25 protein-coding genes are annotated in these 25,196 nt (G+C 54.8%); 10 read left to right on the plus strand and 15 right to left on the minus strand.

Going from position 1 to position 25,196, the window contains the following annotated elements:
• Positions 1-13 precede the first annotated feature (13 nt).
• From mglB to LBW88_RS07670, 5 genes are all read right to left on the minus strand, one after another.
• Positions 14-1,009 (minus strand): galactose/glucose ABC transporter substrate-binding protein MglB, encoded by a 996-nt coding sequence (gene mglB / locus LBW88_RS07650; protein WP_224931203.1) that lies wholly within the window; start codon positions 1,007-1,009, stop codon positions 14-16.
• Positions 1,010-1,281: 272 nt separating this feature from the next.
• Positions 1,282-2,322: an HTH-type transcriptional regulator GalS gene (gene galS, locus LBW88_RS07655; RefSeq protein ID WP_224931201.1), complete on the minus strand. Its 1,041-nt coding sequence runs from the start codon at positions 2,320-2,322 to the stop codon at positions 1,282-1,284.
• A gap of 141 nt (positions 2,323-2,463) precedes the next feature.
• Positions 2,464-3,624: a DUF418 domain-containing protein YeiB gene (gene yeiB, locus LBW88_RS07660; protein ID WP_224931199.1), complete on the minus strand. Its 1,161-nt coding sequence runs from the start codon at positions 3,622-3,624 to the stop codon at positions 2,464-2,466.
• A gap of 51 nt (positions 3,625-3,675) precedes the next feature.
• The gene (folE, locus tag LBW88_RS07665) at positions 3,676-4,341 is read right to left on the minus strand and encodes a GTP cyclohydrolase I FolE (protein WP_100701043.1); all 666 of its coding nucleotides are present in this window, start codon (positions 4,339-4,341) and stop codon (positions 3,676-3,678) included.
• Between the two features lie 125 nt (positions 4,342-4,466).
• On the minus strand, positions 4,467-5,597 hold the full coding sequence (locus LBW88_RS07670) for a YbfB/YjiJ family MFS transporter (protein WP_224931198.1): 1,131 nt from the start codon (positions 5,595-5,597) through the stop codon (positions 4,467-4,469).
• A gap of 104 nt (positions 5,598-5,701) precedes the next feature.
• Between LBW88_RS07670 and ptrR the strand changes: the two genes are divergently transcribed.
• Genes ptrR through fghA form a run of 3 tightly spaced genes read left to right on the plus strand, consistent with a single transcriptional unit; the run spans position 5,702 to position 8,639 of the window.
• Positions 5,702-6,613 (plus strand): putrescine utilization regulator PtrR, encoded by a 912-nt coding sequence (ptrR, locus tag LBW88_RS07675; protein ID WP_224931196.1) that lies wholly within the window; start codon positions 5,702-5,704, stop codon positions 6,611-6,613.
• 46 nt (positions 6,614-6,659) lie between these two features.
• Positions 6,660-7,784, plus strand: a complete 1,125-nt coding sequence (locus tag LBW88_RS07680) for an S-(hydroxymethyl)glutathione dehydrogenase/class III alcohol dehydrogenase (protein ID WP_100701046.1) — start codon at positions 6,660-6,662, stop codon at positions 7,782-7,784.
• 12 nt (positions 7,785-7,796) lie between these two features.
• On the plus strand, positions 7,797-8,639 hold the full coding sequence (gene fghA, locus LBW88_RS07685) for an S-formylglutathione hydrolase (RefSeq protein ID WP_224931194.1): 843 nt from the start codon (positions 7,797-7,799) through the stop codon (positions 8,637-8,639).
• 139 nt (positions 8,640-8,778) lie between these two features.
• On the opposite strand, the gene LBW88_RS07690 is transcribed toward fghA, so the two are convergent.
• From LBW88_RS07690 to LBW88_RS07715, 6 genes are all read right to left on the minus strand, one after another.
• Positions 8,779-9,567, minus strand: coding sequence for an ABC transporter ATP-binding protein (locus LBW88_RS07690; RefSeq protein ID WP_224931193.1), 789 nt, complete (start codon positions 9,565-9,567; stop codon positions 8,779-8,781).
• Entirely contained in the window at positions 9,567-10,646 is a 1,080-nt protein-coding gene (locus LBW88_RS07695) for a FecCD family ABC transporter permease (RefSeq protein WP_224931191.1), read from the minus strand. The genes LBW88_RS07690 and LBW88_RS07695 overlap by 1 nt, the downstream gene beginning before the upstream one ends.
• Positions 10,647-10,896: 250 nt before the next feature.
• Positions 10,897-12,363, minus strand: coding sequence for an amino acid permease (locus LBW88_RS07700; RefSeq protein WP_224931189.1), 1,467 nt, complete (start codon positions 12,361-12,363; stop codon positions 10,897-10,899).
• Positions 12,364-12,500: 137 nt separating this feature from the next.
• On the minus strand, positions 12,501-13,367 hold the full coding sequence (gene yieE, locus LBW88_RS07705; protein ID WP_224931187.1) for a DNA-binding transcriptional regulator YeiE: 867 nt from the start codon (positions 13,365-13,367) through the stop codon (positions 12,501-12,503).
• Between the two features lie 9 nt (positions 13,368-13,376).
• Complete coding sequence (locus LBW88_RS07710) at positions 13,377-13,754, minus strand: YkvA family protein (protein ID WP_224931186.1); 378 nt, start codon at positions 13,752-13,754, stop codon at positions 13,377-13,379.
• Between the two features lie 120 nt (positions 13,755-13,874).
• The gene (locus LBW88_RS07715) at positions 13,875-14,192 is read right to left on the minus strand and encodes a hypothetical protein (RefSeq protein WP_224931184.1); all 318 of its coding nucleotides are present in this window, start codon (positions 14,190-14,192) and stop codon (positions 13,875-13,877) included.
• Between the two features lie 230 nt (positions 14,193-14,422).
• Here LBW88_RS07715 and nfo point away from each other — a divergent pair, with 230 nt between their 5' ends.
• Positions 14,423-15,268, plus strand: a complete 846-nt coding sequence (gene nfo, locus LBW88_RS07720; protein WP_224931182.1) for a deoxyribonuclease IV — start codon at positions 14,423-14,425, stop codon at positions 15,266-15,268.
• A gap of 51 nt (positions 15,269-15,319) precedes the next feature.
• Here the strand turns inward: nfo and fruA are convergent, their stop codons facing one another.
• Genes fruA through fruB form a run of 3 tightly spaced genes read right to left on the minus strand, consistent with a single transcriptional unit; the run spans position 15,320 to position 19,096 of the window.
• A complete protein-coding gene (gene fruA, locus LBW88_RS07725; RefSeq protein ID WP_224931181.1) occupies positions 15,320-17,014 on the minus strand; it encodes a PTS fructose transporter subunit IIBC in 1,695 nt (564 codons plus the stop codon).
• A 16-nt stretch (positions 17,015-17,030) separates the two neighbouring features.
• Entirely contained in the window at positions 17,031-17,969 is a 939-nt protein-coding gene (gene fruK / locus LBW88_RS07730; protein ID WP_224931179.1) for a 1-phosphofructokinase, read from the minus strand.
• Complete coding sequence (gene fruB / locus LBW88_RS07735; RefSeq protein WP_224931177.1) at positions 17,966-19,096, minus strand: fused PTS fructose transporter subunit IIA/HPr protein; 1,131 nt, start codon at positions 19,094-19,096, stop codon at positions 17,966-17,968. Before fruB ends, fruK begins: the two co-directional genes overlap by 4 nt.
• On the opposite strand from fruB, the gene LBW88_RS07740 reads away from it, so the two are divergent.
• Positions 19,067-19,261 (plus strand): hypothetical protein, encoded by a 195-nt coding sequence (locus LBW88_RS07740; RefSeq protein ID WP_224931175.1) that lies wholly within the window; start codon positions 19,067-19,069, stop codon positions 19,259-19,261. The two genes, fruB and LBW88_RS07740, sit on opposite strands and share 30 nt — an antisense overlap.
• 111 nt (positions 19,262-19,372) lie before the next feature.
• Here LBW88_RS07740 and LBW88_RS07745 read toward each other — a convergent pair whose 3' ends face one another.
• The gene (locus tag LBW88_RS07745) at positions 19,373-19,627 is read right to left on the minus strand and encodes a YkgJ family cysteine cluster protein (RefSeq protein WP_200569278.1); all 255 of its coding nucleotides are present in this window, start codon (positions 19,625-19,627) and stop codon (positions 19,373-19,375) included.
• Between the two features lie 152 nt (positions 19,628-19,779).
• Here LBW88_RS07745 and yeiP point away from each other — a divergent pair, with 152 nt between their 5' ends.
• From yeiP to LBW88_RS07770, 5 genes are all read left to right on the plus strand, one after another.
• A complete protein-coding gene (gene yeiP / locus LBW88_RS07750) occupies positions 19,780-20,352 on the plus strand; it encodes an elongation factor P-like protein YeiP (RefSeq protein ID WP_224931173.1) in 573 nt (190 codons plus the stop codon).
• Positions 20,353-20,447: 95 nt separating this feature from the next.
• Positions 20,448-21,422, plus strand: coding sequence for a CobW family GTP-binding protein (locus tag LBW88_RS07755; protein ID WP_224931171.1), 975 nt, complete (start codon positions 20,448-20,450; stop codon positions 21,420-21,422).
• A 45-nt stretch (positions 21,423-21,467) separates the two neighbouring features.
• Entirely contained in the window at positions 21,468-22,175 is a 708-nt protein-coding gene (locus LBW88_RS07760; RefSeq protein ID WP_224931169.1) for a phosphatase PAP2 family protein, read from the plus strand.
• Between the two features lie 516 nt (positions 22,176-22,691).
• Positions 22,692-23,267, plus strand: a complete 576-nt coding sequence (mepS, locus tag LBW88_RS07765) for a bifunctional murein DD-endopeptidase/murein LD-carboxypeptidase (protein WP_224931167.1) — start codon at positions 22,692-22,694, stop codon at positions 23,265-23,267.
• Between the two features lie 298 nt (positions 23,268-23,565).
• Entirely contained in the window at positions 23,566-25,131 is a 1,566-nt protein-coding gene (locus LBW88_RS07770) for a cyclic di-GMP phosphodiesterase (RefSeq protein ID WP_224931166.1), read from the plus strand.
• Positions 25,132-25,196: the final 65 nt, after the last annotated feature.

Raw genomic sequence — 25,196 nt, forward strand, 5'->3', positions numbered from 1 at the left:
CGCCCGGTACGTATTACTTCACAAACTGAGACAGGTTTTCTTTATCTACTGGTACGTAAGGAACACGTACGATTTTGTTTTCCATCTTGAAGTTTGTACCGGCAGTTGGCTCTTTGCCATCGGCCAGGTTCTTCGCGATATCAATGGTGGCTTTCGCCTGGTTTTCCGCATCGTTCAGCACGGTACCGGCCATCGCACCGGATTTCACCAGCGACAGTGCTTCTGGCAGCGCATCCACGCCAAACACAGGAATGCTGGTTTTGTTGTGGGCTTTCAGCGCTTCAACCGCACCCATCGCCATCGCATCGTTGTTAGCGATAATCACTTCAATTTTGTTGCCGTTCGGGCCAGACAGCCAGGCATCCACTTTGTCTTTTGCCTGAGCGGTATCCCACATTGCAGTGTCCATCGCCAACTGCTGAGTTTTCATGCCATCGGTGTTCAGGGTTTCGATCACGTATTTGGTACGCGCTTCAGCATCCGGGTGGCCTGGCTCGCCTTTCAGCAGGGCAAACTGAATCTGACCATCTTTGTTCAGATCCCAGGCTGGAGTGGCTTTCCAGTGCTTCTCAATCAGCTTGGCCTGAATGATGCCTGACTCTTTAGAGTCGGTACCCACATAGTAGGCTTTCGGGTAGCTGGCCAGCACTTTCGCGTTCGGTTCTTTGTTGAAGAACACTACCGGCACGTCATTGGCTTTTGCTTTGTCGATCACTACTGCCGCAGCAGCAGGGTCAACCAGGTTGATTGCCAGCGCTTTCACGCCTTTGGCCATCAGTACGTCAATCTGGTCGTTCTGGGTTGACTGGCTGTTCTGCGAGTCATTCATCAGCAACTGAATGCCGCCCAGTTTTTTGGCTTCGCTGTCGATGTCCTTGCGAACCATAGACATAAAGTTGTCGTCATATTTATAAATTGTCACGCCAATGCGGGTATCGGCGGCGTGCGCAGTTGCACCAAACATCATGCTGGCAACCAGTGCTGTGAGCGTGAAAACCTTCTTATTCATGGTATCTCCGGTTTTTATGTAGGGCATATCATCGCGCTGTGCTGCCTGCGGGCAACCAGCGCAGTCGGTTCAAACTCATTCACCATCGCAATCCTGACTTCCCTGTACGTAAACGCTTCCTGAAGAGTGTTGTGAACTATTTCAATCGGCTACTGAAACCTGACGGGAGAAGGAGAACCCGGCGTTACATGATGTTTCAGTCCGGTAAGACGCTGCCATCATAGTGAGCGCCATGTTAATTAACTGTGAATGTAATCACAGATTGGAAACGGTTACACAGCGCTATCGCCTGAATTAGTGACCGACTCCACAGTTTGCCGTTGAGCAACGGAATGGCGGCGCACCAGGGTCGGCATAAAGCAGTGTGAGGATTCAGGATCAAGCTCTCCCGCCGCGCCTTTCAGGGCCAGCTCAGTGGCTAATTTTGCCATAGAAACAATAGGATAGCGCACAGTCGTTAATTGCGGGTCGGTGTAACGCGAAATCGGAATGTCATCAAAGCCCACCACAGAGAAATGCTGCGGTACCTGAATGCCGTTGTCTTTCAATGCAGTCAGCGCACCGGCGGCCATGCCATCGCAGTAGGAGAAGATGGCGGTCAAATGCAGGTTACGGCCCAGTAACTCAACCATTGCAGCTTCGCCGCCCTGCATGTCCGGTTCACCGTGCGCAATCCAGGACTCCTGCGGGCGGATGCCCTGCTCTGACAGGGCCTGCAGCCAACCTTCACGCCGTTGCGTCACATCTTCAATCGGGTGGCTGGAGCTGAGATAACCAATGCGTTGATGCCCCTGTTGTAACAGCATGCGCGTCGCCATCAGCGATCCCGTTACATTATCCAGGCAGACACAACGATGCTCGTAACCGGGAATAGTCCGGTTAATCAGCACCATACCGGGAACCTGGTCCATAAAATGGCTTAGTTCTGCGTCTGAAAGCGTTTTCGCGTGTACCACCAGAGCGTTACATCGTTGACGTATCAGCACCTCAATGGCATGACGCTCTTTCTCTTCCTGATGCCAGGAGTTGCTGATTAACACGTGTTTGTGCACGCGCTGGGCGACGGTATCCACCGCTTTTACCAGCGCGCCAAAGAAGGGATCGGAAACGTCCATCACCACCACGCCAATGGTATCGCTGACCTGGGTCGCGAGTGCCTGCGCGTTGGCGTTGGGACGATAACCCAGTGATTCCGCCGCCTGGAGTACGGCTTCACGGGTATCAGGGGTGACTGCACTGCTGTTATTGAGCACACGCGACACGGTGGCTACTGATACACCGGCCTGACGGGCGACATCTCGAATCGTTATCATGCAGCTGTTCCACAGAGGAGAAAATGCGCGACAAGCGCGTAACGGCGCTATTTTGTCAGGGCATTTTGTTCAGCTGCGTGAATCACGTCACACGAATGAAAACGGTTACATACAAATCTGCAACCTTTGTGATGAACATCATTATCTGATGCGTGAGGAAGGTGGTGTTTTGCCGGCAGCGAGACGCGTAAGTTTGCGCCAGATCCACTCCATCGGGCCCTGCGGGAAAAAGCGCAGCCAGAGCACAGAAAACAGGATGTTAACCAACCAGATAGCCGGGACCAGCGCCAGCAGGTGCAGGCGATCAAACTTGAGGAACAGATTGAAGCGATAGAACAGCGTGGTGCAGATGAGGGTCTGTAACAGGTAGTTGCTGAGCGCCATACGGCCAACGCATTGCAGCGCATAGCTGAAGCGCGTTGCACCAATTTGCGGCCAGAATCCAAAGCAAAGTGCCGCATAGCCAAGACTGATAAACGGGCTGGCGAGATCGCGCGGTACCTGCAGTAAGAAGCCACTCCAGCGGAATTCCCAGCCCAGCAACCACTGCGCCACAATACCGGGGATGGCAATCAGCCAGCCGACCGTCAGCAGCAGCGCTGCCGAGCGACGATAGTGCTGCACGCTAAACTCGCCCTTCAGCCAGCCGCTGCGCATCAACGCCGCGCCAATAAGCATCAATCCCGCCAGTTGCCAGCCGTATTGTGCGGCGAGCGCCATTAAACCCGATGAGAGATGATCGAGGCGGTTCTGTATCGCTTCCCAGCCGCCGGTCAGTTTCCAGTAGCTTTCATACTCGATATCAGCGGCACCCGGCAGCCACGAACGGCCAGGTTCCGGGCTGGAAATGCCCCAAAACACCAGCAGCACGCCGCAACCGATCAGGTAAAGCAACGCGCCAGTTTGCAGCAGAGCTTTGTCCGAAGGCACTTCACGCAGCATCCGCCAGATAATCAGCCCAATCAGGCCGTAATCCAGCAGGATATCCCCTTCCCAAAAGAAGATGCTGTGCATGAAACCCAGCAGAACCAACAGCGTCAGGCGCGCCGACATCCAGCGGCTGCCGCGCGAGATTTGCAGATAAAGGCCACCACCGAACAACAGCGCAAACAGGGTGAGGAATTTCAGCTGCGCCAGCCCATCCATCATCGCCCAGGTCCAGGCATCAGAAAGCGAGATATCGCCCTGCCACGCCGGATTGAGATAGGCGGCAGAGGGCAAGCCAAACCCTACGATGTTGAGCAATAGAATGCCGAGAATGGCGCAACCACGAATGAAATCCAGCGCAAGATAGCGTTGCATCGAGTGACCTGACGGAGAGAGAAAACGGGCGGCAATAAGCCGCCCAAAGGATTAGCTGTGACGCACCGCGCGTAAGAACTCCTGGCGCGTATTCTGGCTGGACTTGAACAGGCCACCCAGTGATGTGGTGGTGGTGGCGCTGGTGGCATCTTTCACGCCACGCGCTTTCACGCAGTAGTGCACCGCATCAATCGACACCGCCACGTTGTTGGTGCCGAGCAAGGTTTGCAGCGCCACCAGCACTTGCTGGGTCAGACGCTCTTGTACCTGTGGACGCTGAGCAAAGAACTGCACGATGCGGTTGATCTTTGACAGACCAATCACCTTCTCTTTCGGGATGTAAGCGACAGTGGCTTTACCATCGATAATCACGAAGTGGTGCTCACAGGTGCTGGTCAGAGTGATATCGCGCACGGTGACCATCTCATCCACCTTCATCTTGTTTTCGATGACGGTGATTTTCGGGAAGTTGGCGTAATCGAGGCCTGAGAAGATCTCGTCCACGTACATCTTGGCGATGCGATGTGGCGTCTCCATCAGGCTGTCATCTTCCAGATCCAGATTCAGCAGCTGCATGATTTGGGTCATATGACCGGCGATTTCATGCTTGCGGGTTTCGTCATCCATTTCACGCACCGGGGCGCGTAACGGCGTTTCCAGGCCACGCGCCAGCAGCGCTTCGTGAACCAGGGCGGCTTCCTGACTTAAGGTGCTCATCGTACTCTTTCTCCGGCAGGTGATGCGCCCGCAGATCGTCGCCTGCGGGGGAAATTCTGAGCGCGTATTGTGAAACACAACGCGCGCGTAATCCAGCAATCAATCCAATCGGAGATGAAAGCTTTTCATAGTGTCGAACGGCGCAGCACCAGCAAACCCGCCAGAATCAGCGCGCCACCCGCCACCCACAAGGCAGGATCGAGGCGATGCCACAGCACACTGGAAATCCAGGACAGCAGCGGTCCGCCCAACTGTCCGACCGCATAACCGGTGGTCAGCAATCCGGCCAGATAACGCGCATGATGCGGTGCCAGTTCACGGCCATATTGCAGTGCCAGCTGCACCACGCACAAGAATCCGCCGCCGACTAACAGCGCGCTCATCAACAATCCATCCAGCCCCGGCAGGACAATGGCGGAGATGACACCAAGCGCCTGCGCCCAAAGCACGATCGCCAGCCGCACGTGGCTGCTGCCCCAGCGCCGCGTCAGAATGCCGAGCACGATGCCGATCACTGCTGCGCCGCCAAATACCGGCCAGACAAACTGTGCCAGCGCGCTGTCGGGGAAACGCGCGGCGGTCATCTGCGACAAGAAGGTCGCAGGCAGAATGTAGCCAAAACCGGCGAGACTGTAGCTCAACACTAAGCGTTTCAGGTCACCGTTCAGTACCAAAGGCGCGGGGGCCTGATCGGGACGATGTAACTGTCCTGTGCGCGGTAAAAAACGTGCAATGGTTGCGATAAGAATCAATGCCAGCAAACCATAAGCCGCCCAGCCCAATGCCGCACTGGCACCGCTGGCATGCAGCGCCACCGCCAGCATGCCGCTGATGAAAATACCGGTGCCGGGTCCGGCAAACACCGCCGCGGACAATCCTGGACGCCCATGATGCAGCAGCTGCTCATTGCTCCAGGCTGCTAACAGCACCATGGCCCAACCGCTGGCGCCGCCAATCACGAAGCGGATCAGACCGTGCAGCCACGGCCCGCTGACGCAGGCAGACAGCAGCGTCAGGATCACCGCGCCCCATACGCCAGCCTGCAGCCGCCATTCGACACGCTTATGCGCGCGCATGGCATCAAAGGAGCCACACAGATAGCCGAGATAGTTGAGCGCTGCCACCAGACTGGCGCTGGTGAGGGTTAACTGATGGTCCTGAATCATCAGTGGCACCTGCGGGGTGAAAGCAAATCGCCCAATCCCCATTGCAACCACTAAACTTAAAAACGCGCTCAGCGCGACACGAAAAGCCATTTCCACTCCCGTTCAGATTCTTTTAGCACTTGTCATTAGCATGCATGACGATTAAACTCACGAAAAGTGAATAATATTAACCAAGTTGTTTACGGAAAGAGAATATGGATTTAGTACAACTCCGCATGTTCTGTTCTGTGGCCGAAACCGGTTCGCTGGCGCGCGCCGCAGAGTTGCTGCATCGCGTGCCCTCCAATCTCACCACTCGTCTGCGCCAGTTGGAAGAAGAGATAGGTGTGGATCTGTTCATCCGTGAGAAGCAGCGTATTCGATTATCGCCAATGGGCCACAATTTCCTTAATTATGCCCAGCGTATTCTCAGCCTGAGCGATGAGGCAATGAACATGGCGCGCGCCGGTGAACCGGGCGGGAATTTTGCCTTCGGCTCGATGGAGAGCACCGCGGCCACCCGTTTACCGGGTTTGCTGGCGGCCTATCATCAACGATTTCCCACCGTGGCGCTATCGCTGGTGACCGGCACCTCGGGCGATATCATCGATAAAGTGCGCGCCGGTACACTGGCCGCCGCGCTGGTAGATGGCCCAGCCACCCATGACGATCTCAACGGCTGCATCGCGTTTCGCGAGGAGATGGTGCTGATCACCAGCCTCGATCACGAGCCGATTACCAGCGCCCGCGACACGCAGCATGACACTCTGTTTGCCTTTGGTAATAGCTGCTCGTATCGCAGCAAACTCGAGTCCTGGTATCGCGAAAGCCAGACCTCACCGAAAAGCGTGATGGAGATTCAGTCTTATCACGCGATGGTGGCGTGCGTGGCAGGCGGCGCGGGCGTGGCGATGATCCCGGCGTCGGTACTGACGCAGATGCCCGGCCGCGCGCGCGTGCAGGAACATGCACTGCCGCCCGCTTACCGCGATACCGCCACCTGGCTGATGTGGCGCCGTGACGCCTTCACGCCCAACGTGGAAGCGCTGAAATATTTGATTATTGAAATGTTTGACGACCGCCCACTCAACGATGAGTTGCTGCATCCGCTGCAAACCGCTGAGTGAGTTTTTAATTTTAAGTAAATCACGACATCTGAAGAAGAGGGATTGCATGAACATGATTAAAACCCGCGCTGCCGTTGCCTGGGCAGCGGGCGAACCGCTGAAAATCGAAGAAGTGGATCTGATGCCACCGCAGAAAGGTGAAGTGTTAGTACGCATCGTCGCCACCGGCGTATGCCACACCGATGCCTACACCCTGTCCGGTAAAGATCCGGAAGGCGTGTTCCCGGCAATCCTCGGTCACGAAGGCGGCGGCGTGGTGGAAGCAGTGGGCGAAGGCGTGACCAGCGTGGCGGTCGGCGATCACGTGATCCCCCTATATACGCCAGAGTGCGGCAAATGTAAGTTCTGTCTGTCGGGTAAAACTAACCTGTGCCAGGCGATCCGCTCCACTCAGGGTAAAGGCCTGATGCCAGACGGCACTACCCGCTTCTTCAAAGACGGCAAGCCGATCTTCCACTATATGGGTACTTCAACTTTCTCTGAGTACACCGTGGTGCCGGAAATTTCACTGGCAGTGATCAGCAAAGAAGCGCCACTGGAAGAAGTGTGCTTGCTGGGCTGCGGCGTGACCACCGGTATGGGCGCAGTGATGAACACCGCCAAAGTCAAAGAAGGCGATACCGTGGCCATCTTCGGTCTGGGCGGCATTGGTTTGTCAGCGATTATCGGCGCGAAAATGGCGAAAGCCGGTCGCATCATCGGTATCGATCTGAACACCAGCAAATTCGACCTGGCGCGCAAACTGGGTGCCACCGATCTGATCAACCCGAAAGATTACGATAAGCCGATTCAGGATGTGATTGTTGAGCTGACCGACGGCGGCGTCGATTACTCCTTCGAATGTATCGGTAACGTTAACGTGATGCGCTCCGCACTGGAGTGCTGTCACAAAGGTTGGGGCGAGTCAGTGATTATCGGCGTTGCCGGTGCCGGTGAAGAGATTTCCACCCGTCCGTTCCAACTGGTGACCGGTCGTGTATGGCGCGGTTCCGCATTTGGTGGCGTGAAAGGCCGTACCCAGCTGCCGGGCATCGTGCAGGATTATCTGGACGGTAAGTTCGCGCTGAATGATTTCATCACGCACACCATGCCGCTGGAAGAGATTAACGAGGCCTTTGATCTGATGCACGAAGGGAAATCCATTCGTTCGGTTGTGCATTTTAACAAGTAAAAAGGAGGCGTTATGGCATCCACTCTGGAACTGCTGGAAGAACATCGTATCTTCGGCGGCTGGCAGCAGCGCTGGCGTCATCAGTCGGCGGTGCTGAACTGCCCGATGACCTTCAGCATTTTCCTGCCGCCACCGCAGGATGACACGCCGCCGCCGGTGGTGTGGTTTCTCGCCGGACTGACCTGTACCGACGAAAACTTCACCACCAAAGCCGGTGCGCAGCGTGTTGCCGCTGAGCTGGGTCTGGTGCTGATTATGCCGGACACCAGCCCGCGCGGTGACGAAGTGGCCAACGACAGCGGCTACGATCTCGGTCAGGGAGCAGGTTTTTACCTCAACGCCACGCAGCAGCCCTGGGCGGCACACTATCGCATGTTCGATTACCTCAGCGAGGAGTTGCCGGCCCTGCTGGCGGACAACTTCAAAGTGAGCGAACGTCAGTCGGTAATGGGCCATTCGATGGGTGGCCATGGCGCGCTGATATTGGCGTTGCGTCAGGGTGGACGTTTTGCTTCGGCATCCGCGTTCGCTCCCATCGTCAATCCAACCGAAGTGCCGTGGGGACAAAAAGCCTTCGCTGCCTATCTGGGTGAAGATCGCCAGACCTGGCGCGAGTGGGACAGTTGCCTGCTGATGCGTGAAGTGGAACAGCGCTTACCGATTCTGATCGATCAGGGGGATAGCGATCAGTTCCTCGCCGATCAGCTGCGTCCGGATCGTCTGGAAGCGGTAGCGCGTGAGCAAGGTTTCCCGCTGGAGCTGCGTGTGCAGCCGGGTTACGATCATAGCTACTTCTTCATCGCCAGCTTTGTCGAGGACCATCTGCGGTTCCACGCGAAGCATTTGTTGGTGTAGAACGGGATAGTTGATGTCGATGACATAAAGGGCGCACCGGGTGCGCCCTTTATGGTTCTGGCAGGCGGCTAAAAATTCGCCCCCTGCCGCCGCTCTTCGGCACGATGTTAGCGTCGAACCTCAGCGTCTTTTCCAACGTTTAGACCAGCGATTCCGCCACCAAACCATCGATCATCACCTGCGGCATACCCTGCGAGCAGTGCTCAATACGACCCCGCACGCCATACACCTGCGCCAGCGTTTCCGGCGTAATCACTTGTGACGGCTCGCCGTCCGCCAGTAAGGTGCCCTCTTTCAACATCAACGCATGATCGGCATGACGCAGCGCGATATTGATATCATGCACCACCACCACGGTCACAATATTGCGCAGGCGGGTTTCGCGGCGCACCAGATCCATTACGTGGAACTGGTAGTTCAGATCGAGCGCACTTAGCGGTTCATCCAGCAACAGCAGTTCCGGACGGCGAATCAGCGATTGCGCCAGACCCACCAGCTGTTTCTGGCCACCCGACAGCTGATCGAGATAGCGCATCGCCAGATGGGCGATACCCAACTGCTCCAGCAAGTTCATGATCTCGGCTTCACTGGATGCGCTGTGCAAGCCACCTGACGCACGTTGCGCCACGATGATCGACTCCAGCACATGCAGGTGCACGCCTGCCGGCAAACTTTGCGGCAGATACACCACGCGCTGAGCACGGCGGGCAAACGGCTGTGACATCAGCTCTTCGCCGTTCAACCACAGTTCGCCCTGCCCTTTGCTCAGGCCTGCCAGCGCACGCAGCAAGGTAGATTTACCGCAGCCGTTGGGACCGAGCAGCACGGTGATCTTGCCACGCGGCAGCAATGGCACGTTGAGATCTTCAATGACTTTACGCTTCGGATAACCGGCGTAGAAATGGCTGAGACCTAATCCTTGTTCCATTACACCGTCCCCCTATGACGCAGAATAATACTCAGGAAGAACGGCACGCCGACCAGCGAGGTCACAATGCCCACCGGTATGATCACACCTGGAATCAGGTTTTTCGAGGCGACGGACGCCAGCGACAGCACCAGCGCACCGACCAACGCACTGGCTGGCAGATAGTAGCGGTGATCTTCACCAAACATCATACGGGCGATATGCGGCGCCACCAGGCCAATAAAGCCAATCGGGCCAACAAAGGCTACTGCCAGCGCGGAGAGAATACTGATACGCAGCAGTGTGGCGAGGCGCAGACGGCGCACGTCGATACCGAAGCTCACCGCACGATCTTCGCCGAGGCGCAACGCGGTCAGTTTCCAGCTGCTGAGCATCGAGAAGGGCACCAGAATGGCGAACGCGGCGGTCAACACGCCGAGTTTCTCCCAGGAGGCTCGCGCCAGGCTGCCCATGGTCCAGAACACCAGGCCCTGCAAGGTATCTTCACTGGCGATGAACTGCATCATCGAGACTAGCGCGTTAAAGGTGAACACCAGCGCTATACCGAACAGCACCACGCCAGAAGTGGACACTTTGGTCCAGCGCGTCACGCCATCCAGCATCAGTGCCGCAAACAGCGCAAACACAAAGGCGTTCGCTGAGATAAACCACTGGTCTGGCACGCCGGGAATACCGATGCCAAGAATAATCGCCAGCGCCGCGCCGAAAGCGGCTGCTGAAGAGACGCCGAGTGTAAACGGACTTGCCAGTGGGTTATTGAGGATAGTTTGCATCTCAGCACCGGCGAGACCCAGCGAGAAACCAACAACCACGGCCATCAACGCATAAGGTAAGCGGATATCCCAGACGATCACGCGCGTGCCCGCATCTACCGCATCGGGATGGGTAAGCGTTTGCCACAGAGTGTTAAGGGAGAGCCCGGCCGGGCCGAGGGTGAAATCAAGAATCACTGACGCCAGAATGGCCAGCACCAGTACGCCAATCAGCATCAGGCGCTGACGTAATACCTGACGATAACGCGTCATGGTATCGGCTTCGCGGTTATTATCCGCCAGCAGCGCGGAATCCGTGGTCTGCATTGTTCTACCTGTTTCTTATCGAAATCATAACGGCAGCCACAATAGTGCAGGTGATAATAATTATCAATTATATCTGTATGACAAAGCCCAAAAAGCATGTGCGTGTAGACGCGTCATTTAACTTATGCGGTTGTGGACTTGGTGCGCATGAATACGTGAGAGAAATGAAGCGGTTATCGGCCATGTGCGCATCAATAATGCGCACCCTAGGATTTGTAGGGTCGCCATGAATGGCGACCCGGACGGGGTATTACTCTTTAAAGGTCGGGAATTCCATTTCGCTGTACTTCACGAAGCGCGAGCCGCGTGTCAGCTTATAGCCCAGCCAGATCAGCAGGAACAGTGGAATGCCGATGTACGTTGCCGCCACGCCATACCAGTCGATACGATCCGCCAGGAAGGCCTGGTAGTTCTGCCCTAAAGTAATAATCAGACACAGCACGAAGGCAAAAATCGGACCCAGCGGGAAGAAGCCGGAACGGTATGGCAGAGCCGCTAAATCAAGCCCCTGCGCCACGTAGCCGCGACGGAAGCGATAATGGCTAATCGCAATGCCCAGCCAGGCGATAAAGCCTGTCATGCCTGAGGTATTCAGCAGCCACAGATACACTTCCTGATTACCAAATTTCGAGCTGAGGAAGCAGAGCCCCGCCACCACGGTGGTCGCAATCAGTGCATTACGCGGTACACCGCCTTTCGACAATTTGCCAAAAATACGCGGGGCTTTGCCTTCACGCGCCAGATTGAACAGCATGCGCGTTGAGGCATACATGCCTGAGTTACCCGCTGACAACACGGCGGTCAGGATTACCGCATTCATCACCGCGGCTGCTGACAGTAAACCGGCATTCTGGAACACCAGCGTGAACGGGCTGATGGCGATATCGGTGACATCGTTATGCAGCAGCTTCGGATCGGTGTACGGCAGAATCAGGCTGATAATCAGAATCGCGAAGATATAGAACAGCAGAATACGCCAGAACACCTGACGCACGGCGCGTGGAATATTTTTCGCCGGATCCTGCGATTCACCGGCGGCAATACCGATCAACTCTGTGCCCTGGAAGGAGAAGCCGACAATCATCGCCACACCGATCATCGCGGAGAAGCCACCGGCAAAAGGTGCATCGCCCACGGTCCAGTTGTGCCAGCCAGCATTTTCAGCGCCGCCCATGATGCCGACGATCATCAGCACGCCAACAATAATAAAGACGACTACCGTGACCACTTTGATCAGCGAGAACCAGTATTCCGCTTCTCCGAAGCCTTTGACCGAAATGTAGTTCAGTAAGAACATCAGGCCGAGGAAGAGCGCGCTCCAGATCCAGCCGGGCGTATCCGGGAACCAGTAGTTCATCACCAGCTGTGAAGCCACAAGATCGACGGCGATGGTGACTGCCCAGTTGTACCAGTAGTTCCAGCCCAGCGCGAAGCCGAAACCTTCTTCAACGTATTTGGCGCCATAAGTGGCGAAAGAGCCCGAGACCGGCATAAATGCCGCCAGTTCGCCCAGGCTGGTCATCAGGAAATAAACCATCAGGCCAATCAGCGCATAAGAGAGTAATGCACCGCCGGGACCTGCCTGAGAAATGGTGGCACCTGAGGCGACAAACAGGCCGGTGCCGATGGAACCGCCGATGGCGATCATGGTGAGATGGCGCGCTTTTAATTCACGGCGCAGCCCAGGTTGTTGTGTTGTTTTTGAGTCATTATGCATGTGTAAACGCTATGCTGGATAAAAATAAGGCGCGATTGTAGCAGCTAACCCCTGGCTGTATAGCATTCACGGCGGGTTATTAGTTACCTTCATAATCGGCGCGAAATTATTAGCCGTTCACGTCATAACAGCCGCGATTACTCGCGGCAGTAGGAGAGAAATCGGTTTAACGCTTTCGACAAATGCTTCTGCCGATGATGGATGCGATACAGCGTGCGCGTCAGGCGTGGCAAGGGTACGGCCACTTCCACCAGCGTGCCTGCCTCCAGCAGATCGCTGATCACCCGGCGTGATAAACAGCTGATGCCCATGCCGTGTCGCACTGCATGTTTGATCGCCTCGGAATTGCCTAACTCCATGCCGAGTTGAAACTGCGGCAGGTGTGAGAGCAGCAGGTAATCGACAATTTCACGCGTGCCTGAACCGCGCTCACGCAGGATCCAGGGCGCGGCCGCCAGCGATTCCAGCGTGATCGGCTGCTGCAGGATGTCGGCATCCGGTGCAGCAAACACCACCAACTCATCTTCCAGCCATGCTTCACTAACGATATCCGGCTCATGGCACGGCCCTTCAATCAGACCGATATCCACGCGGAAATCCGCCACAGCGTTAATCGCATCCTGGCTGTTACCGACGCTAAGTTCGAGCGGCAGCATCGGGAAGTCACGGCGATAGGCAGCGATCATCCCTGGCAGTAAATAGTTGCCGATGGTGCTGCTGGCGAACAGGCGAATGGCACCATTATCTTCTTTAAACAGCTGTTCAATCTCTCCAGCCTGTTCCAGCAATCCTACCGCACGCGGATACAGCAGACGGCCATGCTCATTCAGCGCCAGTCGTTTGCCCACTCGGTCAAACAGTTTCACCCCGAGCTGATTTTCCAGATCGGCCAGCGCAGCACTGACCGCTGACTGCGACAGTGCCAGCACCTGCGAGGCCTGAGTGGTTGAACCGCTTTTCAGCACTTCGGTAAAGACTTCAATCTGACGCAGCGTGATATGCATGCGCCCTCCTCACATTGCGTAACGTTGCACAAGATAAGCCACTACCGCTAACCAGACGATCACCGTCAGGAAGAATCCTGCCCAGCTGACGATCTTCTTGCCGCGTGCCCGCTGTACATCAGCCCGCTCTGCGCTGCTGATCCGAATTTCACGTGGGAGCAAACGCAGCAGGATGATCACACCCAGCGGGACGATGATGGCGTCGTCGAGTAAGCCGATGATGGGAATGAAATCAGGAATGAGATCGATGGGGCTGAGTGCATAGGCGACAATGCTAAATGCCAGCAACTTAAACCACCAGGGGGTACGCGGATCGCGGCAGGCAAACCACAGCGTAAGCACATCACGTTTAATTAAGCGTGCCCAGCGGCGCAAGCGCATAAACATCCCGACTCTTCCTTATTAGTTATACTGGTCAATGGACAATATATTACCAATTTAACTTTTAAACCAGTCAGGCATGGGCGCAATTAAGCTGCCGCCATGTGAATGGCGGCGGAGTGAGTGTCAGGCTTTCATACCAATCAGTTCTTCCAGTTCTGTGTCACAGGCCGTGAACTCATCGGTGATAGTGCGGATCAGCCAATCCTGGTAGCCGAAGTTTTCCCGGCGAGAGTAAAGGCATTCAGAGCGGTACAATTTTTTCGGATCGCCGTGATTTACACCATAACGATAGAAGTGGACCAGCGAATTATCGGTATCGGGCACGGCAAGCGTGAAACCGACTGCGCCGTTTCCATTATAAAAAAGGGTGACTGCGTTGGTTTTACCTAAAGTTAATTTATGGATTACGTTGAATTTTTCATGCTGCAAAGCGGTATCCAATGTACTTCTATAGGCTGTTTTCATGGTTATAGTTAAAAGTTTCTAATTTGTTAAACTATAGTTAACCAGAAAAAAAGTGCACCTGCCAAATTTAGTAGGTGTCTCTCCGTGTTAAATAAGTGTCTACCCGTGCCGTTTTTATCCCTGCAGGCAATGCGACATTTCATGGGCGTAACGCATCCGCTATGATGTGCGCTTTGCAGCAGCAATCGCCCAATCAGGAGAGCGGCATGAAATATATCGGCGCACACGTCAGTGCATCAGGCGGCGTAGACCAGGCAGTTATCCGTGCCCATGAACTCGAAGCCACAGCCTTTGCGCTGTTCACCAAAAATCAGCGCCAGTGGAAAGCCGCCCCGCTTTCAGGTGAGGTGATCGATGCCTTCAAAACCGCCTGCGAGAAATACAACTTCACTTCCGCGCAGATTTTGCCGCATGACAGCTACCTGATTAACCTCGGCCATCCGGTGATGGATGCGCTGGAGAAATCCCGCGAGGCATTTCTTGATGAGATGCAGCGCGCCGAGCAACTGGGGTTAACGCTGCTGAATTTCCACCCTGGCAGCCATCTGAAGCAGATTGACGAAGAGGCCTGCCTGAAGCGCATCGCCGAATCAATCAATATCGCGCTGGATAAAACGCACAACGTGGTGGCGGTGATTGAGAATACCGCTGGTCAGGGCAGCAATCTCGGCTTCCGTTTTGAACATCTCGCCACCATCATCGACCACGTCGAAGATAAGTCGCGCGTCGGCGTGTGCATCGATACCTGCCACGCGTTTGCTGGCGGTTACGATCTGCGCACCGAAGAAGCTTGCGTGGAGACCTTTGCGGAATTTGAACGTATTGTCGGTTTCCAGTATCTGCGCGGCATGCACCTGAATGATGCCAAAAGCGCGCTTGGCAGCCGCGTGGATCGTCACCACAGCTTAGGTGAAGGCAACATTGGCAAGACGGTGTTTAGCTGGCTGATGAAGGATAAGCGCTTTGATGGCATCCCGATGATTCTGGAAACCATCAATCCGGATATCTGGAAAGATGAGATCGCGTGGTTGAAGTCGGAACAGCAGGCGTAACGCAGACAGCAAAAAGGGAGCCGCAGCTCCCTTTTTCATATCCCGTGAAGATTACGCCGCTTTCGCCAGCTCTTCTTCCGGACGTTTCAGAATCGCGTAGCCGAGGCCAGCCACTGCGGTACCAATCACAATCGCCATCAGGTAACCCAGCACCGGAGTGATTGCGCCTGGAATCAGCAGGACGAACAGACCACCGTGCGGTGCCATCAGTTTCGCGCCAATCGCCATCGAGATTGCACCCGTCACCGCACCACCGATGATGCAGCAAGGCAGTACACGCATTGGGTCACGCGCCGCAAACGGAATCGCACCTTCAGAGATGAAGCACAAGCCGAGCACCAGTGCCGCTTTGCCACCTTCCTGCTGACCTTTGTTGAACTTGCGACGTGCCACAATTGTCGCCAGACCCATCGCTAACGGTGGCACCATACCGGCGGCCATGATCGCGGCCATCGGCGCATAGGTTTGCGAACTTAGCAGGCCGACACCAAAGGCGTACGCCACTTTGTTCACCGGCCCCCCCATATCGGTACACATCATGCCACCGAGAATCGCGCCCAGCAGTACCGCATTGGCGGTGCCCATGTTCGCCAGCCAGTGAGTCAGGCCGCTCATGATGCCCGCAACAGGTTTACCCACCACGTAAATCATCAACAGGCCGGTAATCAAACTCGCTACCAGCGGAATGATCAGAATCGGTTTTAACGCTTCCATACTTTGCGGCAGTTTGACTTTGCTGCTCAGCATCTTCGCTGCGTAACCGGCAATGAAACCGGCGATGATCCCGCCAAGGAAACCGGCGTTAATGCTGGTGGCGATCATACCGCCAATCAGACCTGGGGTCAGACCCGGACGGTCGGCAATCGAGAAGGCAATAAAGCCTGCCAGCACGGGTACCATCAGCGCAAAGGCACTACCGCCACCAATCTGCATCAACGCAGCCGCTAAAGTGCCCTGCTCTTTGAATGCGGTGATACCAAAGGCGAAGGAGAGCGCGATGCTCAAACCACCCGCCACCACCATCGGCAGCATGTAAGACACGCCGGTCAGCAGGTGACGATAAGCACCGGCTTTCTCTTTGCTGTCGCTTTGCGTGCTGGCAGACGCGTTGCCGCTGGGTTGATAGGTTTTGGCTTCAACCTGCGCTTTATCCAGTTCCTGCGCGGTTTTCTTCAGCGCCAGGCTGGTTGAGGTGCGGTACATCGGCTTCCCGGCGAACTTCGCCAGGTCCACATCGATATCCGCCGCCACGATCACCAGATCGGCCGCCGCAACTTCTTCTGGGGTGATGGCGTTGCCGGCACCCACAGAACCGCGGGTTTCGACTTTTACCCACCAGCCGCGTTTGGTCGCTTCAGCCTGAATAGCTTCTGCCGCCATAAAGGTGTGCGCTACGCCGGTTGGGCATGCGGTTACCGCGACAATGCGTTTCTGACCGGTGCTCTGAGCGGTAGCCGGAGCAGCAACCGCCGCAGCAGCATGCCAGACTTTGGCACTGGCTTTAGCCTGGTTAATAGCAGCCAGCGGATCGCGCAGCGCCTGCTGCACATCCACCAGCGCCACGGATTTGCCTGCCAGCTGCGCATCGTTCGGCACATCATGGCCAGCAACCAATACCAGTTCAGCATCGGCCGCGTTGTCGGTTAGCGTCAGGCCAGCCTGTGCTGCGGTTGCGCGCAGACGTTCTAAAGCCAGATGTCCTGATGCCAGTCCCAGTGAAGAATCTTTTATCAGCAGCGTTTTCATTATCGCTCTCCTGCTGTTAGTTAACGGGTTGTAAGTCGACGCGCGCCATCATCGCGGCCAACTGGGTACGATCGGTTACACCAACGTTGCTCTGGCTCACCGCCATGGCAGCCACTGCAGTAGCCAGACGCAAGGTATGCTCGCTGGATTCACGCATCAGCAGCCCGTAAATCAGGCCACCGACCATTGAATCTCCTGCGCCTACGGTGCTGACCACTTCACAGGCTGGTGGTTTGGCGAGCCATTCGCCAGAGGCGTTGACCCACAGTGCACCTTCCGCACCAAGGGAAATCACCACATGGGCAATGCCCTGCTCACGCAGTTCATGCGCGGCACCAATCACATCCTGCAGCGTAGGCAATTTGCGATCGGCCCAGATTTCCAGTTCACGACGGTTCGGTTTCACCAGCCACGGCGCGGCTTTCAGTCCGGCCACCAGCGCTTCACGGCTGCTGTCGAAGATAATGCACGGGCACAGGGCGCGCAGATCGCTCATCCATTTGGTGAACGCTTCTGGTGCCACGCCCGCTGGCAGGCTGCCGCTGACGCACACCATGTCGAACTGTCCCAGCCAGGTCAGGGAATCGGCAGTGAAGCGATCCCAATCCTGCGCGGTGACGTTAAAACCAGAGAAATTCAGATCGGTGACTTCACCGTCTTTTTCCGTCAGCTTAACGTTGATGCGGGTACGGCCCTGCACCACCTGGAAACGGTTGGCGATGCCCAGTTCGCTGAACAGCTGCTGGAAACCGTCCTGATTCTCTTTACCCAGGAAACCGCCTACGGTGACGTCAATGCCGAGATCTTTTAGCACTTTGGCAACGTTGATGCCTTTACCCGCCGCGTGCAGACCGGTGGTTTTCACCAGATTGACTTCGCCACGTTCGATTTCTGGCGTGTAACCCACCAGATCATAGGCTGGATTCAGTGTGATTGTGGCAACGCGGCGGCTCATGCTACCCCCTCGCCCAGGCCAGAGTTGATGGCTTCTTCGATGGCATTCAGTGCCTGCTGTGCATCTTCACCGCTGGCGGTAAAGCGCAGGCGATGGCCTTTCTTCACGCCCAGCGCCACCACTTTCATCAGGCTGCGTCCGTTGGCCGGTTTGCCGCTGCCATCGAGGTTGGTGACGGTGATGTCACTGTTGAACTGTTTAATCACGGTGACCAGCGCGGTGCCCGGACGTGCGTGCAGTCCGTGCTCGTTGCGGATGGTGAATTCAGCCACTAACTGCTCGGCGCTTTCGTCCACTTCACTGGTCAGCAGCGCCAGAATGCCGGCAGCATCGGCTTTCAGCAGACGTTCAGCTTTGTTGCTCAGCAGCAGATTGCTCAGATAACCCAGCACTTCCAGTGGACGGTCGTCCGTGGCTGCCACGGTCAACAGTAGCGCCACATTTTCGCCCTGATGCACAAATGGCGTAGCGGTGCGGCTAACGGCGATGGCGCTATTCAGGTTGCCGTTGGCGCTGTCACTCAGCCAGATACCCTGACCGAGGCTCAGTGGGGTGCGCGATACCGCATCCGCCACAAACGCCGCTTCAACGGCACCCGCTGCCTGTAAACGTCCCGCGTTCAGCGCCTGCAGGGTGATGAGATCGCTGGCTGCAACGTCAACCGCAATCAGCGAGGTATCGAATTTGAATTCAGCCGCCTGCTTTTCACCCATCAGGATGGCGCGAAGGTCTTCGGCCGATGCCGTTTTCAGCTGCTCAGCGATGCTGTCATCGCTCAACACGTGCGTCAGCTGGCGCAGCAGCGCAAGATGTTCATCTGATTTCGCCGCAATACCGATGGCGACATAAGCCGTTTGCCCATCGCCCCACTCCACGCCTTGCGGGAACTGATACACCTGAACGCCGGTTTTCAGCACCAGATCGCGCGTATCAGTGGTGCCATGCGGAATGGCAATACCATTTCCCAGGAAGGTGGTGGTCTGCTGTTCGCGCGCCAGCATGCCGTTGATGTAGCCCTCCGACACATTACCGGCTGCGGTTAACGCAGCGGCAACCTGACGGATAGCCTCTTCTTTATTCTGTGCACTGGCACCGGTATGGATGGCCTGAACGTCGAGCTGGAACATATTTCTCCTCGCTTGCTGAAATTGAATCGTTTCAGCTTAATGGCGAAAAATTACGCTGCACATATCGGGGTGAGCCGCGATGACAACGCTGAAACGTTTCAGGGAATATGGTACAGCTTGAGAAAGCAGGCAAGAAAATGCGCGATCGGCGTAGCAGATTTTTGATGTTCCGCACACTTCATATTGGATTTAAGATTTTTCAGGCCTGTGCGGCTGACGTTTTTGCTGTAACGCATGGGTCACATAAGGCAAATTCTTCAGCACCGCGTCAGCAAATTAAGGCGCGGTATCCGCTTCGAGTTGTAACAGGAAGGTCATCGCAGCTTCGCGACTGCTGCCGCACATCTCTGCACTGGGCTGTAAACCCGCACAGACTGCGGGACGCAGCGGAGAACCAAAAATTTTGCAGCGCTGATTGTCATCAAGCTGAACGCAGCGGGTATTGGCCGGTTTGCCATGGGGCATGCCGGGGATCGGGGAAGAGATTGAGGGGGCTGTGCAACAGGCACCGCACTGGTCACGACAAAACATCAATGCGCTCCTGAGGGATTTCGCCGCGACAATAGCAGGCTGATGCCGGGAATGCCATGCGCGCTCAACAATTTTACACCGCCTCACTTGCCTGTTTTTCACGGCGCGAGTAACGTGGCGCGCATTAACCTTCTCACAGCGAGTCACACATCATGCCAAAGGCAAATGAAATCAAAAAAGGAATGGCTGTCACCTGGAACGGCAAACTGTTGCTGGTGAAAGACATTGATGTCCAGAGCCCGAGCGCACGCGGTGCTGCCACCCTTTATAAGATGCGTTTTACCGATGTACGCACCGGCCTGAAAGTGGAAGAGCGCTTTAAGGGTGATGATATTATCGATGCCATTCAGCTCAGCCGTCGCGCCGTGACCTTCTCTTATATAGACGGTGACGAATACGTGTTTATGGATGATGAAGATTACACGCCGTACAGCTTCAAGAAAGATCAGATTGAAGAAGAACTGCTATTCATCCCGGAAGGCGGTATGCCTGGCATTCAGGTATTAACCATGGATGGCCAGGTGCTGGCGCTGGAACTGCCACAGACGGTGGATATGGAAATTGTCGATACTTCACCAGGCATTAAAGGCGCGTCTGCCAGCGCACGCACCAAACCGGCGGGCATGAGCACTGGCCTGTCGATTCAGGTGCCGGAATATCTGAGTAATGGCGACCGCATCCGCATTCACGTGGCTGAACGCCGCTATATGAGTCGCGCGGACTAACCGCACGATTTTATCCGGCCGCCGAAGGTTGTTATAGTATAACAACGTCGTGCGCGCCGGGTATGTTGTCCGCGCGCCTGTAAATGGAGCCTATAATGACGCGCGTTAATGTAATCACCGGATTTCTCGGCAGCGGTAAAACCACCACCCTGCTGCATCTGTTAGCCCACAAACCGGCCAATGAGAATTGGGCGATTCTGGTTAACGAGTTTGGCGAAGTGGGCATCGACGGCGCACTGCTCGCCGATCGCGGTGCCACGCTAAAGGAAATTCCTGGCGGTTGCATGTGCTGCGTGAACGGCCTGCCTCTGCAGGTCGGGCTCAATATGCTGCTTAAGCAAAATAAGCCCGATCGTCTGATTATCGAACCCACCGGCCTTGGCCATCCTAAACAACTGCTGGATATGCTACGTGCCGCCGTGTATCAACCCTGGATTCAGGTTGATGCCACCATCACGCTGCTTGATCCGCGCCAGTTAGCCGATGCGCGCGTTGTCGAGAATGAAAACTTCCGCGATCAGCTGACCGCCGCCGATATTATCGTCGCTAATAAAAGCGATCGCTGGAGCGAGGAAGATCGTCAGCGCTTGCAGCAATGGCAGCAGCACAATCTGGGCGATCGCCAACTGGTCGAGTCGGCGTGGGGAAAAGTCGATCCCACGTTGCTGTGCCAGCCCGCGTTGGCGGATCGTGCGATTCCTGAAGCCGCCCATCATCACCATGCGTCACGGCCAAAAGGACTGGCGGCGCTTAAACTTGAGGGTTCCGCGCGTTGGCGCCGTGCACTAAATGAAGGCCAGGGCTATGCTTCCTGTGGCTGGATTTTTGATGGTGATACGGTGTTCGATACCATCCCGGCGCTAGAGTGGGCGCGGCTTGCACCGGTGGATCGCGTCAAGGGCGTTCTCCGCACGCCAGACGGTCTGGTGAATATCAATCGTCAGGGAGATGACTTCTTTATGGAAACGCGCACCACCACGCCGCCGGACAGCCGCATTGAGCTAATCCACCACCAATCTGTGGACTGGAACGTTTTGCAATCAACCTTGTTGAAGATTCGTTTAAATTAGCTGCGTTAGGTTGCCCCGTTATTTTTCTTTTTGAGTCTATTTTTTATGCGCGCGTCTCGTTTAATCACCATCCTGTTGCTTAATGCATTGGGGATCATGCTGTTCTTCTCGTGGTATCTGCCGCCAGACCATGGTTTCTGGTTTGGTATCGATAAAGCCATCTTCTTTAGCTTTAACGATAAGATGGTGGATCATCACGGTTTCGCTTTGCTGGTGGCGATCACCAATTACCGTGGTTTTGATGCGGTATCGCTGCTGGCGATGGGTCTGCTGTACTTGTGGTTCTGGCGTCGTGAAACGCCACAGGGCCGCCGCCGCATGCTGGCCATTGGCATTACCATGCTGCTCACCGCCGTGGTGCTTAATCAACTGGGTCATTTGATTCCTGTGCAACACGCCAGCCCAACGCTGTTCTTTGATAACGTGCATCGCGTGAGTGAACTGACAGGAATTCCAGCGAAAGATGCCTCCAGTAATAGCTTCCCTGGCGATCACGGCATGATGCTAATTATTTTTGCCTGCTTTATGTGGCGTTATTTTGGCTTCCGCGCATTTCTGGTGGGTTTAGTGATTGTGGTGGTGTTTGCCCTGCCGCGCGTCATGGCGGGTTCCCACTGGTTTACGGATATTGCGGTGGGATCGATGTCGGTGATTCTGGTGGGATTGAGCTGGTGCTTATTAACCCCACTCAGTGACAAACTGGTCAATTGGCTCAATCGCACCCTGCCCGGGAAATATAAGCCACGCACATAATTGTTAAGCGCGGATGACAATAAGCAGAAAAGTCGATCATCCGCGCTTATCGAATTCAGAAATACATTATTAGCAGACTAACGTTTTTCTATTAAAAGAAAACATTATGATGCAAAACGCGTAACAATCGCCTTTTTCCTGGGTTGTCCAGCCAGAAGCCTCTCAAAATCAGCCTTAGCGCCGGAATTAGCACCTGAAAACCCGCCTTATTGGCTATTAAATCGCTACCAATCGTTGATAAAGTAACCATTGTGTTACGGATTGATTTCACATCAATAAAAGCGATGAAAATTTATATAAAAGCACTCGCCACGCGGTCTGTAATCGGTTAACCTCAAACGCGATTACTTAGAGTGCAGCATAAAATTCGGTGCCTTATGCAACAAAAATGTGTTCATTAACACATTTCAGTAATTAAGGAATTGTCTTAAGCGCTTGCTCTTATTAATCTCAAACCCGTTTTGTCATCTGGCTGACGACATTGTGTCGTAAGGACATCAAAGGAACACACGTATAATGGTCAAGTCTCAACCAATACTGAGATACCTCAGGCGGATCCTTCCCGCAGTAGCATTAGCAACACTCTTATCGGCATGTAGCAGTACGCATAACGGTCAGAACGCGAATAACGAGAATCATGAAGTTAACAACCAGAATGGTTTTTTACTTCAAGCGTCTCAGGACGAATTTGAACAGATGGTGCAGAATGTGGACATTAAGTCCCGCATCATGGAACAGTACAGTGACTGGAAAGGTGTTCGCTATCGCTTAGGCGGTGACACCAAACGTGGCATTGATTGTTCTGCTTTTGTTCAGCGCACCTTTCGCGAGCAGTTCGGTTTAGATTTACCTCGTTCAACGTCAGAACAGCAGGATACTGGCAAAGAAATTTCTCGCGGCAAATTGCGCCCGGGTGATTTAGTGCTGTTCCGTGCCGGTTCTACCGGACGACACGTTGGTATCTATCTGGGCAACGATAACTTCGTTCACGCGTCCACCAGCAGTGGTGTGATGATCTCCAGTTTAAACGACAGTTACTGGAAAACGCGTTACCGTGAAGCCCGCAGGGTTTTAGCTAAAAATCCTAGCTAACGTATCCTTTTGAAGATCCTCTCAGCCAGAGAATCAGAAAACGCTGCCCAGGCAGCGTTTTTTTTCGCCTGATGTTTCTTAACGCAAATCCGATTGATAAAAAGTAATTGAGAATCAGAAATATAACGAGACTTTTCGCGCTTCCTCGTTATATTCTCGTTTGCTTACTGGCAGCAAATTCTTGCGTCTTCGTCGGCTGAAAAAACCCGCCCTGATGCAATGTTTTACGCCAGACACCAGCGAGCAGTAGTGCACGATGTACATAATAATAATGGCGCCATAAAGGGGAATGCACTCCATGCCACTGTCGGGGACGTTAAAACGTCATGCAACCTATTCGCGCCGTATCGCCTGGAGTAGTGCGATTATCGGCGGGGTGTTCTTTCTGTTGTTTGTCATCGTACTGCTGACGCTAACCTGGCAAAAACGTGTACAACAACATGAACAGTTGCTGATCCATAGCCGCGACGATCTACAACAGGTGATGTCGACCCTGGTGGATACCCTTTATCCATTGCAACAGTACACCCAGCTTGAATGCAATAGCGTCAGCCGCGAACTCACTTCACGCGCTGCTTTCGCCGGCAATATCCGCGCGATTTTGCTGGTACGTAACAGCAATGCCTACTGTTCGTCTGCCACCGGCGCCTTTCTGCTCCCCGCGAATGATATCTCTCCGCAATCGGAGCTGGAACGCGATCGCGATTTGCGCTTACTGGAAGGGACGCCGCTGCTGCCAACCAAACCGGCGCTGGCGATGTGGATGAAGAATCCCGGGTCTGCTGAAACCGGCATTCTCGCCACCATGAATATCAGCCTGACGCCTTATCAGCTACTGGCTTCCTATCATCCTGAAATCACCGGCATGGCGCTGGTGATCGGCGATAAAGCACTGCTGAGTGGTAAAAATCAGGTGTTGAACATCCACGATTTACCGCCCGCATTGAAAGAAATCAGTTTTAAAGATAATGGCATGCGCTTCGTGCTGTACGGCACCACGCTGGCACAACGTGATTATCACCTGATTCTGCTCACCGGGTTGCTCTCAACGCTGTTTATGAGTGCGGCAAGCTGGTTGCTGTTAACGCTGTATCAGCGGCCTGGCAAAGAGATTATGCAGGGGATTAAACGCGGTCAGTTTCATGTTGAATATCAGCCACTGGTGACCGCCCAGGATGGGCAACCGTACGGCGTTGAAGCGTTACTGCGCTGGACACATCCTACTGAGGGAATGATTCCGCCCGATGCCTTTATCAGCAATGCTGAAGCGCAAAATCTGATTATTCCGCTGACTCAGCACCTGTTTAAGCTGGTGGCACGCGATGCGAAATTCCTCTGCCAGCAGCTGCCGCGTGGCACGCGTATGAGCCTGAATCTTTCCCCTTTGCACCTTGCCTCTGAGAGCTTCCGTCAGCATGTGCAGGAGTGGATTGCCGACATGCCAGAAGACCATTTCAACTATGTCTTCGAAATTACCGAGCGCACCATTGTGGGCGAGAAAAATGCCGGAGAGATTTTTGCCTGGCTGCATGAGCAGGATATTAAAATCGCCATCGATGACTTCGGCACTGGCCACAGCGCACTGATTTATCTGGAGCGCTATCCGTTTGATTATCTGAAAATTGATCGCGGCTTTGTGCAGAGTATCGGCACCGAAACCGTCACCTCGCCGGTACTCGACGCTGTGTTGTTGCTGGCCAAAAAGCTCAATTTGAAAACGGTGGCGGAAGGCGTTGAAACCGGCGATCAGGCTGCGTGGTTGGTGAATCGTGGTGTCACGCATCTGCAAGGTTATCTGTTTAGTCGCCCTCTTCGTCCGGAAAACCTGGTGCGTTATTACCAAAACCAGGCAGCGCTCGGTTAGCGTCACGCTATCGTCACGAAACTGCTACCATTCAGTGCGGATTATTTTAGGAGAGCGCCCCACTT

It is taken from the genome of Pantoea sp. alder81 (genome assembly GCF_020179835.1).
In the GTDB taxonomy this organism is placed as follows: Bacteria; Pseudomonadota; Gammaproteobacteria; order Enterobacterales; family Enterobacteriaceae; genus Pantoea.